12 protein-coding genes are annotated in these 14,441 nt (G+C 47.8%); all 12 read left to right on the top strand.

The features are described 5' to 3' along the window. Positions 1-38: 38 nt before the first annotated feature. Positions 39-1,004 carry a phospho-N-acetylmuramoyl-pentapeptide-transferase gene (gene mraY / locus ACKX2L_RS10780; protein ID WP_497553272.1) on the top strand — a complete coding sequence of 322 codons (966 nt, stop codon included), beginning with the start codon at positions 39-41 and terminating at the stop codon, positions 1,002-1,004. 24 nt (positions 1,005-1,028) lie between these two features. Next, positions 1,029-2,384, top strand: a complete 1,356-nt coding sequence (gene murD, locus ACKX2L_RS10785) for a UDP-N-acetylmuramoyl-L-alanine--D-glutamate ligase (protein ID WP_497553273.1) — start codon at positions 1,029-1,031, stop codon at positions 2,382-2,384. An 80-nt stretch (positions 2,385-2,464) separates the two neighbouring features. After that, positions 2,465-2,596 (top strand): hypothetical protein, encoded by a 132-nt coding sequence (locus ACKX2L_RS10790; RefSeq protein ID WP_497553289.1) that lies wholly within the window; start codon positions 2,465-2,467, stop codon positions 2,594-2,596. Then, positions 2,574-3,674: an FtsW/RodA/SpoVE family cell cycle protein gene (locus ACKX2L_RS10795; RefSeq protein ID WP_497551452.1), complete on the top strand. Its 1,101-nt coding sequence runs from the start codon at positions 2,574-2,576 to the stop codon at positions 3,672-3,674. Before ACKX2L_RS10790 ends, ACKX2L_RS10795 begins: the two co-directional genes overlap by 23 nt. Positions 3,675-3,688: 14 nt before the next feature. Continuing rightward, the gene (locus tag ACKX2L_RS10800) at positions 3,689-4,474 is read left to right on the top strand and encodes a cell division protein FtsQ/DivIB (protein ID WP_497553274.1); all 786 of its coding nucleotides are present in this window, start codon (positions 3,689-3,691) and stop codon (positions 4,472-4,474) included. Between the two features lie 132 nt (positions 4,475-4,606). Beyond that, the gene (gene ftsZ / locus ACKX2L_RS10805; RefSeq protein ID WP_497551435.1) at positions 4,607-5,857 is read left to right on the top strand and encodes a cell division protein FtsZ; all 1,251 of its coding nucleotides are present in this window, start codon (positions 4,607-4,609) and stop codon (positions 5,855-5,857) included. 179 nt (positions 5,858-6,036) lie between these two features. Next, positions 6,037-7,662, top strand: a complete 1,626-nt coding sequence (locus ACKX2L_RS10810; RefSeq protein ID WP_497551436.1) for an MBL fold metallo-hydrolase RNA specificity domain-containing protein — start codon at positions 6,037-6,039, stop codon at positions 7,660-7,662. A 106-nt stretch (positions 7,663-7,768) separates the two neighbouring features. Then, on the top strand, positions 7,769-10,498 hold the full coding sequence (gene polA, locus ACKX2L_RS10815; protein ID WP_497551437.1) for a DNA polymerase I: 2,730 nt from the start codon (positions 7,769-7,771) through the stop codon (positions 10,496-10,498). A gap of 253 nt (positions 10,499-10,751) precedes the next feature. Continuing rightward, the gene (locus ACKX2L_RS10820) at positions 10,752-11,795 is read left to right on the top strand and encodes a phosphate/phosphite/phosphonate ABC transporter substrate-binding protein (RefSeq protein WP_497551438.1); all 1,044 of its coding nucleotides are present in this window, start codon (positions 10,752-10,754) and stop codon (positions 11,793-11,795) included. Between the two features lie 222 nt (positions 11,796-12,017). Then, positions 12,018-12,770 carry a phosphonate ABC transporter ATP-binding protein gene (gene phnC / locus ACKX2L_RS10825; protein ID WP_497553275.1) on the top strand — a complete coding sequence of 251 codons (753 nt, stop codon included), beginning with the start codon at positions 12,018-12,020 and terminating at the stop codon, positions 12,768-12,770. Between the two features lie 2 nt (positions 12,771-12,772). Further along, a complete protein-coding gene (phnE, locus tag ACKX2L_RS10830; protein WP_497553276.1) occupies positions 12,773-13,594 on the top strand; it encodes a phosphonate ABC transporter, permease protein PhnE in 822 nt (273 codons plus the stop codon). A 12-nt stretch (positions 13,595-13,606) separates the two neighbouring features. After that, positions 13,607-14,413 (top strand): phosphonate ABC transporter, permease protein PhnE, encoded by an 807-nt coding sequence (gene phnE, locus ACKX2L_RS10835; protein ID WP_497551441.1) that lies wholly within the window; start codon positions 13,607-13,609, stop codon positions 14,411-14,413. Positions 14,414-14,441: the final 28 nt, after the last annotated feature.

A 14,441-nucleotide genomic window follows, 5' to 3' on the forward strand; every position in this document is an offset into this window, starting at 1 on the left:
TAATGCTTGAGGCTCTTTGTTTTGATGAAATGGGGTAAATGAAAATGAAAATAAGTATCATAGAACTCTTATCGATTTTTTTGTCCTTTGCAATCGGACTGATCTGTCTTCCTCCCTTGATCAATTTCTTGAATAAGGAAAAGATAGACCAGACCGAAAGAACCTATATCAAGTCACATGAGAAGAAAAACGGAACACCGACCATGGGCGGTATCGCAATTCTTCTTTCCGTAACGATCTCTACGATTGTCTATAGTTTTTCGAATCCGAAGATCATTCCGGTCTTGATTTTGACACTCGGTTTCGGATTGATCGGATTAATCGATGACTTCATGAAGGTCATTCTCCACCGGGTCGATGGCTTGAAAGCCTGGCAAAAACTGCTTTTGCAGATCCTTGTCACAACGATTTTTGCCTATTACATCACACATTTTTCTCATGTTTCGCTGGATCTGATCCTTCCCTTTACCGGTGGCCATTCCGTGAATATCGGCTGGGCTGCCATTCCGGTCCTCTATTTCGCAGTCATCGGTACGGTCAACGGGACAAATTTTACGGATGGTCTGGATGGTCTGGCATCGACGGTAACTCTTGTTGTGGCCTTCTTTTTTGCAGCCGCATCTTTACGCCTTGGGGGCGGGGTGGAAGTCATGGGACTGATTATGGCAGGCGCCCTTCTGGCCTTCCTCTGCTTTAACTGTCATCCGGCCAAAGTTTTCATGGGTGATACCGGATCTCTGGCTCTGGGCGGCTTTGTAGCCGGTATGGCTTATATGCTGAAAATGCCGCTTTTTATCCTGATCGTCGGTCTGATCTATCTCATAGAAGTTCTTTCCGTCATCATTCAGGTGGCTTATTTCAAGGCAAGCCATGGCAAACGATTTTTCCGCATGGCCCCCATTCATCATCATTTTGAGAAGGGCGGCTGGTCGGAAACGAAGATCGTAACCATTTTCGGAGTCGTAACGGTTCTTCTGGCCTTCCTCGGCTGGATGGCATTGTAACAAAGAATTAGAAAGTGCAAAAAAATGAGTGAAACCTATCTGGTCGTTGGCGCCGGTAAGTCCGGTGAAGCCGCAATTGATCTTCTCCTTCGGGAGGGGAAGACCTGTATCCTTTATGATGGAAATGAAAAGCTTTCCGTTTCGGATTTGAGAGCAAAGCATGAGAATTGGAAAGACCTTCCGATCTATGCCGGCGATTGTCCCAAGGAAGTACTGGAAAAAGCGGATATCGCAGTCTTAAGCCCGGGTGTCCCGACGGATCTTCCGATTGTGGATGCAATGCGGGATCACGGAATGAAGATCTGGGGAGAAGTAGAGCTTGCTTATGAACTTGGCAAGGGACAGGTCTGTGCGATTACCGGAACAAATGGTAAGACAACGACAACCTCTCTGACCGGTGAGATCATGAAGACTGCTTTTGATTCGGTCTTTGTTGTCGGAAATATCGGAATTCCCTATACCGGAGTCGCAGATCAGACAAAGGATGACAGTGTGATCGTTGCTGAGATCTCTTCCTTTATGCTGGAGACGATCGATGAGTTTCATCCCCATGTTTCTGCCATTTTAAATATTACGCCGGATCATTTGAACCGCCATCATACGATGGAAAACTATATCAAGGCCAAGGAGAATATCACGAAGAATCAGACAAAAGATGATGTCGTGATCCTGAATTACGAGGATCCGGTTCTTCGTGCATTCGGCCAGACCCTACCCATGAAGGTGGTTTACTTCTCTTCGAAAGAAAGAGTCCCCGGTGGTATGTATGTGGAAAATGGCCATCTGATTTCGGAATTCACCGGGGAGAAAGAAGATGTTCTTTCTGTGAAAGAATTGAATATCGTAGGCGCCCATAATTATGAAAATGCTTTAGCAGCGATCGCTTTCGGCCAGGCAATGGGCGTTTCTCTTGACAATATCCGTAAGGCACTTCGCCATTTCCAGGCGGTTCCTCATCGGATCGAATTTACCTGCGAAAAGCGCGGGGTACGTTTCTACAATGATTCCAAGGGAACCAATCCCGATGCGGCAATCAAGGCAGTAGATGCTATGGAGTGGCCGACCTGTCTGATTGGCGGGGGATATGACAAGGGAAATGATTTTACGGAATGGGTATCCCATTTTCCGGGAAAGGTCAAGAAACTGGCTTTGATCGGTGTTACAGCAGAGAAGATTGCAAAAGCCTGTGATAAGATCGGTTTCAAGGATTATGTCTTCTGCAAGAGCTTCAAAGAAGCCATCGATTGCTGCTATGAAGCAGCCGAGAGCGGGGATTGTGTCCTTCTTTCTCCGGCCTGTGCAAGCTGGGATATGTTCAAAAGCTATGAAGAACGGGGAGACATTTTTAAAGATTATGTCAGAAGTCTTCCTGAATCATAAATTGTGGAGAAATGCACTTTTCCCATATCATAGCCGTTAGTTAAATAAAGTCATGCAAGTCATGTTATGCAAGTACAGTCATGCATAAGAAAGAAGTCGGCAAAGGGACTGAGAACGATGACAGAAGAGACAATCCGGAAGAGAAAAAAGAATACGAGGCAGGGCGGGCATTCGTCCTCCAACCGGAGGATGGTCCGTTTGAAGCCAATTGAGAAGACGGAGTATTTTGACTACCAGCTGGTCTTATATCTGGTGATTCTTCTGGCTTTTGGTGTGGTCATGCTTTATAGTGCCAGTTCCTACACAGCCTCTTTAAGTTATGGGGATGCAGCTTTTTGGGTGAAACGACAGCTGATTTTCAGTCTGGGCGGCTTCGTCCTTATGATCATCATGTCAAAGGTGGATTATCACTTTTGGCTGAAACTTGCGGCACTTGGATATATTCTTGCATTTCTTTTAAATGTGTATGTCATATTTGCCGGTAAGTCCGCAAACGGCCAGTCCCGTTGGCTAAAACTTGGCCCGATTCAGCTTCAGCCGTCCGAGCTCGCTAAAATTGCGGTCATTATTTTCTTTGCCCGTTTATTCGATGCAATGGGAAAAAATATCGATAAGTCCAAAAAACTCATTATTCCTTTTTGCCTGCTTCTGGTAATGCTTGTTCCGATTGCGGCTACCAACCTGTCGACGGCAGTGATCCTTGCAGGCATCTGGTTTTTCATGTTTCTTGTGGTTTCCAAAAACCGTAAGGTCATGCTTTCCATTGTCGGCATAGGACTTTTGGGAATCGCCGGATTTATAACTTTTGCCGGATATCGGAGTGACCGGATCAAGATCTGGAGAGATCCAACCAAGTATGAGAAAGGATATCAGACCCTGCAGGGCCTCTATGCGATCGGTTCCGGGGGAGTGTTCGGAAAGGGACTTGGAGAAGGCATGCAGAAACGGTTTGTTCCGGAAGCCCGAAACGATATGATATTTTCTCTGATCTGTGAAGAACTTGGCTTGTTCGGCGCTGTGATCCTGATCATTCTCTTTTTATTGTTTCTCTACCGCCTCTACTTCATTGCCATCAATGCCAGCGATTTGACAGGATCACTGATCGTTACCGGGATCATGGCCCAGATCGCGATCCAGGTGGTTTTAAATATCGCTGTAGTCACGAATTCCATTCCCAATACCGGTATTACCCTTCCTTTCATCAGTTACGGAGGGTCTGCCTTGTTTATTCTGATGGCGGAAATCGGGGTCGCTTTGAATGTTTCCCGATCGATCAATTTCTATGCCTGAAAAAGGATTGTTTTATGAGTGAAAGTGAAGAAGTCGTAAAGAGACGAAAAGCACATAAGAAAAAACAGAAGTCCCGCCTTCTCTTTTATCTTCCGAATATTCTTCTCGCACTGGTCCTGCTTTTGATTCTTTCCTATATCCTCTGTATTACGGTCTTTCGTACGACATCGGTCGAGGTGAGCGGGAATCATATCCTGTCGGATCAGGAAATCGAGAACCGGATCGTGACCGGGGATTATAAGAAGTACGGTTTGGTTCAGATTGTAAAAAGCATGGTAAAGCCGGTTCATGACCTGCCTTTTTGCAAATCATATAAGCTTTCCATCCGCCTTTCTTCGCCCCATACTCTGCATATCGCAATTCGGGAACCGGAGCTTCTGGGCTACATTTCGATGGAAGATGGAAAAATGGCTTATTTTAATGATGACGGTCTGGTGGAAGAAGTTTCGGATCGAAAGGTAGATGGACTCTTCCCGGTCAGTGGGATCAAATGCAGTAAACCGACGAAGGGAGAACCGCTTCCCATTAACCGAAGATGCCGGCGGACTTTGCTTCAACTGACGAAGGCGATGAAGAAGTATGGCATCAAGGTGGATTCCGTGACCTTCCGGGATGAGCGGGAAGTCTCTGCTGTCAGCGGGGATATTACTTACGATATCGGAAGTTTTGAGTATCTCCAGGAGAAACTGATGCGCCTCCCTTATTTAAAGCCACATCTGGAGGGACTGAAGGGAACACTGCATCTGGATACCTGGACGCCGGAAAATACAGATATTATCTTTGAAAAGAGTGAAGGATAAGAAGCACAATACCTAGTGCTTAATTTTGTGAAAAACCGCAAAAAGCGGTTGAATATATTTAGTGAAAATTATAGAATAAAATTTAGATTGTCAGGTAGAAACCTTTCCTGACCATTAGAAGGAGGAACGACCTTGAGTTTAGGTTTAGATATCACACCGAGCCAGGAGGCTCAGTCCAAGGCAAAGATTATTGTGATCGGTGCAGGCGGCGCCGGAAATAATGCCATCAATCGCATGGTAGAAGCAAACATGGATCAGGAAGTTACTCTGATCGGCGTTAATACCGATGAACAGGCCCTGACACTTTGCAAGGCACCAGTAACAATTCAGATCGGAGCAAAGCTTACCAAGGGACTGGGCGCAGGCGCTCATCCCGAGATCGGTGAAAAGGCGGCGGAAGAGAGCCAGGAAGATCTGCTTTCTGCAATCAAGGGCGCGGATATGGTCTTTGTTACCTGTGGCATGGGCGGCGGTACCGGAACGGGTGCAGCTCCTGTCATCGCAGCACTTGCAAAGGAACAGGGAATTCTGACGGTCGGCGTTGTGACAAAGCCATTTACCTTTGAGGGTAAGGTGCGTATGAAGAATGCAGAGGCAGGGATCGAGAAACTGCGTCAGGCCGTAGATACATTGATTATAGTTCCGAATGACCGTCTGCTTCAGATCGTAGCCAGAAATACCTCCATGCCGGAAGCACTGCAGAAGGCCGATGAAGTTCTTCAGCAGTCCGTTCAGGGCATCACCGATGTCATCAATAATCCGGGCGACATCAACCTGGACTTTGCAGATGTCCGTACCATTATGCAGGATAAGGGCATCGCTCATATCGGTATCGGTTACGCCAAGGGAGATGAGAAGGCTCAGGAAGCTGTCAAGATGGCAGTTGAGAGTCCTCTGCTTGAGACCTCGATTCAGGGAGCAAGTGATGCTCTGGTTTCCATGAGTGGTGATATGTCTCTTCTGGAAGCAAGCGAAGCTGCTTCTTATATCCAGGAACTTGCGGGTGAGAATGTCAATATCATCTGGGGCTGCCGTTATGACGAATCCATGCAGGATCAGGTCTCTGTGACTGTTATTGCAACCGGACTGGAAGGCCAGGATACCATTCAGACGCCGAATCTCCGTGCCGGCTATAATCAGATGAATTATAATCAGGGGCAGAGAAGTTTGAATAACGGATATACTGGTTATCAAAATTCTTATACCAATCCTCAGGTTCCTCATGCAAGTGTGGATCCGGTGCGTGCCCCGCATCCGACGGCAATGCAGAGCAGTCCCCGGGAAGATTTCCAGAGAAATCTGAACACACCGGTTCAGCCCAAGCCCAACGTAAAGCCAAATGATATCTCTGTTCCGGATTTCTTAAGAGGGAAAAAGAGATAATCGAGATAATCGAAGGACCAGAGGAGATCGGGCAAGGGCCCTTTGGATCGATTCAGAAAATAAGTTATGGAAAAGCATGTGAGTTTTCTCACATGCTTTTTTTCTCTTTCTCTTTTCTTATGATACAATGAGGATAGCAAGGTCGAAAGGTGATTACGCACTAGCTAAGGGGGTACAATATGATTATTGAATTTTTAGGTGCAGATCATGAGGTCACCGGCAGCTGCCATTATCTGGAGGCAGCCGGAAAAAAGTTCCTGGTAGACTGCGGTATGCAGCAGGGAGCCGATATTTATGAAAATCAGGAAATCCCGGTCAATGCTTCCGAACTGGACTATATTTTCGTAACGCATGCTCATATCGATCACAGCGGTCTGATTCCGCTCATGTACAATCACGGTTTCCGCGGACAGGTTTTTGCCACCCAGGCAACCACCCAGCTCTGTGAGATCATGCTGAAGGACTCGGCTCACATTCAGGAGTCCGAAGTGGAATGGAAGAACCGGAAAGCCCGCCGTTCCGGCGGAGAACTGATAGAACCTCTCTATACGGTTGAGGATGCTACGAAGGTTCTGACCCAGTTCGTTCCCTGCCACTATCACATGAAGATCCAGGTCTGTGACGGCATTTCCATCCGCTTTGTGGATGCCGGACACCTGCTCGGTTCCTCCTCGATCGAGATGTGGCTTCAAGAAGACGGCCATGAAGTAAAACTGGTTTTCTCCGGTGATATTGGAAATGTAGACCAGCCCCTGATCAAAGATCCGGAATTTATCAAGGATGCGGATTATGTTTTAACAGAGTCCACCTATGGTGACAGGGTCCATGACAAACCGGCAGACTATGCCAAAGCTCTGGCTGATGTCATCCGGAGCACCCTGCAGGGAGGCGGTAATCTGGTCATTCCGGCCTTTTCTGTCGGCCGGACCCAGGAAATGCTCTACTTCATCCGTAAGATCAAGGAGGAACATTTGATCCCCCAGATGGATGATTTTGAAGTCTATATGGATAGCCCTCTGGCGGTGGAAGCTACGAATATCTTCTCCCGGAATATTTCCGAATGCTTCGATGAGGAGGCTATGGATCTGGTATCTCATGGCATAAATCCCATTTCCTTCCCCGGACTTCGGGTTGCCGTCACACCCGAAGAGTCGAAAATGATCAACTTTAATATGCGGCCGAAAGTGATTATTTCCGCATCCGGTATGTGTGAAGCCGGCCGGATCCGCCATCACTTAAAGCACAATCTCTGGCGGCCGGAATCTACCATCCTTTTCGTTGGTTATCAGGTTCCGGGAACCCTGGGCTTTAACCTTCTGCATGGAGCCAAGCGTGTTCATATCTTCGGTGAAGAGATCGAAGTCAATGCCAGGATCTTGAACCTGCCCGGTATCAGCGGCCATGCCGACCAGCCCCATCTTCTGGACTGGATCGGTCATTTCAAGGAGAATCCGCCAAAGAAGGTCTTCGTTGTCCATGGTCAGGATGAAGTTACGGACCATTATGCCAAACTGGTGCATGATACTTATGGTTTCGATGCAGTAGCGCCTTATTCCGGTGACAGCTGGGATCTCATCAGTGGAGAAAAGATCAGAGAAGGCAGCCGGATCAAGCGTGAGAAGGTATCTGTCCGTCATGCACAGATGAGTAAGGGCAAACAAAGCGGCCAGCAGATCTATAATCGTCTTCTGGCTGCCGGCCAGCGCCTGATGACCATCATAAGAAAGAGTGCAGGACTTGCCAATAAGGATATGGCCCGCTTTGCAGACCAGATCAATGCCCTTTGCGACAAGTGGGATCGATAAACAGATCGAAGAATTGGAAATATAGACCAATCAAGGGAAGAAGTGGGCCGGATAGACAAAGCATAGAAATGCATAGAAATAAAGAAATAAATTTAGGAGAGATAGTTTGAGTAAGTTACTTTTAATCGATGGACACAGCATTCTAAACCGGGCTTATTATGGCCTTCCGGATCTTACCAATTCCAAGGGCCAGCATACCAATGCGGTCTATGGCTTCTTAAATATGATGTTTAAGTACATAGATACCGAGAAACCGGATCATTTTGCTGTTGCTTTTGATGTCTCGGCACCGACCTTCCGCCATGAGATGTACAAGGAATATAAGGGAACCCGTCATCCCATGGATCCGGAACTGAAGGAACAGGTCCCTATGATCCAGGAGATGCTTATGGCCATGGATGTGCCCATCGTAAAGAAGGCCGGCCTGGAAGCGGATGACATCTTAGGTACCCTGTCTGTTCAGGCGGAGCAGGCCGGATACGAAGTGACCATTGTTTCCGGCGACCGGGATCTCTTGCAGCTGGCTACAGATCATGTCAAGATCTCCATTCCGAAGACCAAGAAGACCGGGACGGAGATCGAAGACTACTATGCCAAGGATGTTCTGGCTTCCAAGGGTGTAACACCGCAGGAATTCATCGATGTCAAGGCCCTCTGGGGAGACACGGCAGATAATATCCCCGGCGTTCCTTCCATCGGTGAAAAGACGGCGACTGCCATTATTCAGTCCTATCAGACGGTAGAGAATGCTTATGCTCATATTGATGAGATCAAACCTCCCAGGGCAAAAAAGAATCTGCAGGAATATTACGATCAGGCCATTTTGTCGAAAAAACTGGCAACCATCAACACCAAAGCGGACGTGGAACTTACTTTGGAGGATGCTGTCCTGGGAGATCTCTATACGAAAAGGGCATTTGAACTTTGCAGAGAATGGGACTTTAAAAACTTCCTTCCCCGTTTTTCACAAGGCTCTGTGTCAACAGAAAAACTGGAAGAAAAGGTTCGTTTCATCGAAAGCCCCAAAGACTTTCAACAAGTTCTGGATCACTTACGTTCTCTTCCGGAAAAGAAGAGCATTGGTCTACATTTCATGCAGTGGGAGAAAAGGATCCGGATCTTCGCCCTGTCGGACGGGGAGAAGGCCTGGGTTTTGGTCCCAGAGGCCGGCATGGACCTTGGAATGGCAGTGGCGGAAGGCTGGCAGGGGATTTCGGGCTTGAGCTGTGACAAGCTTCTGGAAGGGACCGAAAGCTTACGGAAAGACCACCTTCTTTCCATGGAAGATGTCAAGGAGTATCAGAACCTTTTCAAGGAAACGGCGAGCGAGAGACTTAGCCTTGGGAAGATGGACTATCATTCCTTTTTTGATTGCGGGGTGGCTGCATATTTATTAGATCCTTTGCAATCAGCCTATCCCATGGATGAAATCGCAAAGAATTTCCTGGATCTTACCGTACCGTCTCTTGAGGAGACGCTGGGACAGACCAAACTGGCCAAGGCTATGGATCCGGCGGATGGCAGCCGGGTCGGGGATCTCATGAAAATGACGGCACTGTCCGCTCTGGCAGCTGCCCGGGCACCGGAGATCCTGGAGAAGAAATTGGAGGAAGTCGGAGCGGAAGATCTCTATCGAAAGATTGAGCTGCCCCTGATCTTCACCTTATCGGATATGGAAAAACTCGGCATGGAGATGGACCGGGATTCTTTGCTTGTCTACGGGCAGGTTCTTGAGAAGGAAATGAAAGGTCTGGAGAGCCGGATCTATGAAGAGGCGGGAGAAATATTTAATATCAATTCTCCGAAGCAGCTGTCGACCATTCTTTTTGAAAAGATGGCCATTCCGGGCGGAAAGAAGACCAAGACCGGTTTTTCAACGGCTGCGGATGTCCTGGAACGGCTGGCTCCCTGGAATCCGATCATTGCCCATATCCTGGATTATCGAAAATACAGTAAGCTGAAGTCGACTTATGTGGATGGCTTGTCGGAATGTCTGGCAGAGGATGGAAGAGTACATTCGACCTTTCAGCAAAAGGTGACGGCAACCGGACGAATTTCCAGTACCAATCCCAATCTGCAGAATATACCGGTTCGTATGGAGCTTGGAAAGAAGATCCGGAAAGTTTTCCATCCGGCCGAGGGCTATATTTATCTGGATGCCGATTACTCGCAGATCGAGCTTCGTGTCCTGGCCCATCTGTCGGGGGACGAAAACCTGATCCGGGCTTATCAGAACGGTCAGGATATCCACCGATCCACCGCATCCTTAGTCTTCCATACCCCCTTTGATGAGGTTACGGATCTTCAGAGACGTAATGCCAAGGCGGTAAACTTTGGCATTGTTTACGGCATCTCGGCCTATGGCTTGAGCCAGGATCTTCATATTTCGCAAAAGGAAGCCAAGGAATATATCGATAATTATTATGCTGCCTATCCTAAGCTCAAGGTCTATCTGGAAGGGCTGGTGGCCTCGGCTAAGGAAAAGGGATATGCAGAGACCCTGTTCGGCAGGAGACGGCCGATCCCGGAACTAAAGTCCAGTAACTTCATGCAGAGACAGTTCGGAGAGCGGGTGGCCATGAATTCGCCGGTTCAGGGAACGGCAGCGGATATTATAAAGATCGCCATGGTTCGTGTCCATGACCGGCTGGCTGAGGAAGGACTTTCCTCCCGTCTGGTTCTCCAGGTTCACGATGAGCTTCTGATTGAGGCAAAAAGGGAAGAATTAGAGACGGTCAAGGCCATTTTGAAGGAGGAAATGATGGGCGCAGCCCACTTGTCCGTTCCTCTGGAAATTGATATGGAAGTCGGTGAAGACTGGTTTTCCGTGCATTGAGTCCTGGGCAGGAAGATTGATATAGGATGCATTGCCTATCATCAAAGAAAAGGAATCCTTTTGTTATAGACGTGTAAATTTTTGGCAAAAATGCTTTAAAAACTAAATTTCATCTTGTAGTTTCTATCTCTGCTATTTATAATGGCTTTGTTGTCTTGCGACTGGGATCGAACCCGACAGATTCTTTTGTCCAATCAGATTGCCCAGGAGCACAATTTAGAAAGTGGGCATTCGCCCGAAATGGAGGAAATTCATGAAGAAAGTACTTGCACTTGCACTGACTGCAGCTATGTCCGTAGGTATCTTAGCCGGCTGCGGAAGTACAAAGTCCAACACATCATCGAAAAAGGATGACAAGAATATCGACAAGCTGTCGATCGCTTTCGTTCCGTCCCGTGAACCGGATGAGATCATCACAGCTACCGAGCCTCTGAAGAATCTTCTGAAAGACGAGCTGAAGAAGGAAGGTTACAATGTTGGTTCTGTTGATATTTCTGTAGGAACCAGCTTCGATGCAGTAGGTCAGGCCCTGGTTGCCGGCACCACTGATATCGGTGTAATCCCGGGTTCTACCTATGTCCTTTATGATGATGGTGCAGATGTTATTCTGACTGCTACCAGAAAGGGCTTGAATAATGATTCTGATTCTGCAAAGGATTGGAATGACAATAAGCCTACGACAGCAGTTGACAAGCAGGCTACTTCTTATCGTGCTCTGATGATTGCAGGCCCTTCCGCAAAGGGTAAGGAGCTGGCTGAGAAGGTAAACAGCGGAAAGAAGCTTACCTGGGATGATTTAAACAGCGCTAACTGGTCCATCATGAGTTCTACCAGCCCGGCCGGATATGTATATCCGTCTCTCTGGCTGTCCAAGCATTATAAGCATAACATCACTGAGCTGTCCCATGCTGTACAGGCCGACTCCTATGGTACTGCATTCGCACAGCTGGCTTCCGGTCAGGTGGATGTTGTCTGCTGCTATGCGGATGCCCGTCGTGACTATGAAGCAAAGTGGAATGATACCTATGGCATGACCAATAAGATCTGGGATGACACCAATGTTATCGGTGTAACTCCTGCAATCTATAACGATACCATCTCTGTATCCAAGAAGTCCCCGAACATGAGCGAAGGACTGAAAAAGGCTCTGCAGACTGCTTTCATCAATATTGCAAAGACCGATGAAGGAAAGAAAGTCATTGCCATTTATTCCCATGAGGGATATAAGATTGCAAAGTCTTCCGATTATGATTCCGAGCGTGAAGCACAGAAGATGATCGAAAAGATGAGTAAATAATAAAAGATCAGGTAAATGCGAAAGCTTCCATCTTCCTTCGGTTCGTAATGAGTATCCGAAGGGAAAAGGACTTTTGCATTTGCTAAAAGAAAATGGCGGAGATTTGTTCTCCGCCCTTTTTTATGCCGGAAAATTAGTGTAAAATATATCCGTATGTTACGCGCATTGGTTACCATACCAATTTGTGTGGTCTGTCGTAAAAGTAGAAGAGAGAAAAAGAGTATGATTCAGTTCGAGAATGTAGGTAAGAGATATCCGAACGGTTTTCAGGGATTGAAAAATGTCAATCTGAAAATTGAACAGGGCGAATTTGTAGCCATCATCGGATTGTCCGGCGCAGGTAAGTCCACCCTGCTTCGGACCGTGAACCGTATGCATGACGTGACGGAAGGCAAGCTGACCGTTGACGGCGTCGATGTTATGACCCTGCAGGGCAAGAGCCTGCGTCAGTTCCGCCGTAAGATCGGTATGATCTTCCAGTCTTTTAATCTGATCACCAGAACCACCGTCATCAAAAATGTATTGACCGCATTCGTGCCGGACATGCCCTGGTTTCGGTCTACATTTGGAATCTATACGAAAGAAGAAAAAATGAAGGCCCTGGAATGCCTGGACAAGGTGGGCATTCTCGACAAGGCTTTTGTTCGTGCCGATCAGCTTTCCGGTGGACAGCAGCAGCGTGTCGCTCTGGCCCGGACTCTGGCGCAGAATCCTAAGATCATTCTGGCAGACGAGCCGGTCGCTTCCCTGGATCCGATTACCGCCAAGTCTGTTATGGCAGATTTCAAGCGGATCAATGAGGAAGACAATATCACGATCCTCTTGAACATCCATCACATCGATCTGGCTCTTAAATATGCGACTCGTGTGATTGGAATCCGTGCCGGTGAGGTGGTTTATGACGGACCTGCTTCCGAAGTAACGGATGAAGTCCTGGAGACCGTATACCGGGGTGGAAATAGGGAGGAAGCCTGAATATGAGTCTGTATGATAAGATCTTTCGCCCGAAGGAATATAAACTCCCGAACGGTAAAGTTGTTGCCCAGAAGCGGTCCCGGGCTCCTCTTGTCTGGGCGGTCATCATTGCAATGACCATTCTCTCAGTCAAGATCACGGGATTCAGCTTTGCAATTCTTTCGAAGAATATGGGAAATTTCTGGTCCATGCTGGGATCCATGTTCCCGCCGGATACCAAATACATGGCTAAGGTCTGGGGACCTCTTCTGGATACTATCAAGATGTCCCTTCTCGGATCCTTTGTGGGATCTGTGGTTGTCGTTCCTTTTGCCTTTTTAGCCAGCAGTAATGTCGTAAAGAATCGGGTCGTCAATGCGATCACGAAACTTTTCTTAAGTATTGTTCGTACCCTGCCGACATTGGTCATAGCTCTGGTGGCTACGAATATCTGGGGCCTTGGAACCATCGCCGGTTCTATTGCCATCGGCGTTTTCTCTTTCGCTTATATCGGAAAGATCCTCTATGAAGAGATCGAAACGGCCGACATGGGCTCCTTCGAAGCCATGGAAGCCATGGGCTGCACGAAGAGCCAGGCTTTCCGCAAGGCCATCATTCCTCAGGTCATGCCGGTTTATCTGTCCCAGTCCCTTTTCAACTTCGAAGGAAATGTCCGTTATGCTGCGATCTTAGGTTATGTCGGAGCCGGCGGTCTGGGACTGATCTTAAATGAACGAGTTGCATGGAGAGCTTATCCAAGCGTTGGAATGATCCTGGTTGCCCTCTACGTCACAGTCTTCATTATTGAAACCATCAGCCGGGCCATCCGTAAGCGGCTTGTCTAAGGAGGAAGCAGAATGAACGAACGTATAGAAAAGGCCTACGCTTCCCGTCCGCGGAAGTGGGTCTGGTATCTGACCATAGTTGTGATCGTAGCAATCCTTTTGATCTGGAGCGGCCGGTCCATGGAAAGCAGCGGCACCACCCAAAACGGAGCCAAGATTGCCGGTAATATCCTTTCCGGCATCATCCATCCGGATCTTTCGCTTTTCAATATGACAAAGCAGGGCATCCCTTATCTCCTTTTGGAGACAATTTGTATCGCCTTCCTGGGAACGGTTGTGGGCGCCATTATATCCATTCCTTTTGCTTTTTTGACGGCACAGAATCTGGTTCCAAAGCCCATCGCCTTTATCGGTCGTCTGATCGTTATGGCCATCCGAACCATTCCGTCTCTGATTTACGGACTCATGTTCGTTGCTGTGACCGGCCCCGGCCCTTTCGCAGGACTTCTGACCATGTCCCTTTGTTCGGTCGGCATGGTTTCAAAAATGTATACCGAGGCCATCGAGGATCTGGATACGAAGGTCCTGGAATCATTGGATGCAGCAGGATGCACCACATGGCAGAAGATCCGTCATGGGATCCTTCCGCAGCTGGCTCCGAATTTTGCATCTACAGCGATCTACCGATTTGATATCAACCTTCGAGATGCTACCGTTCTCGGCCTGGTAGGAGCCGGAGGTATTGGTGCTCCGCTGATTTTCGCTATGCAGTCTTACCGCTGGCATGAGGCAGGAGCGATTCTCCTGGGACTTGTGATCCTGGTTTTGATCGTAGAATTTATTTCTACAAGGATACGTGTCAAGCTGACGAGAGGCTGAAATCAAAGGCCTGAAAAAAGATACGAGA

This window comes from Porcibacter vitabionis, from assembly GCF_046263795.1.
Taxonomy (GTDB): Bacteria; Bacillota; Clostridia; order Lachnospirales; family Lachnospiraceae; genus Lachnocurva.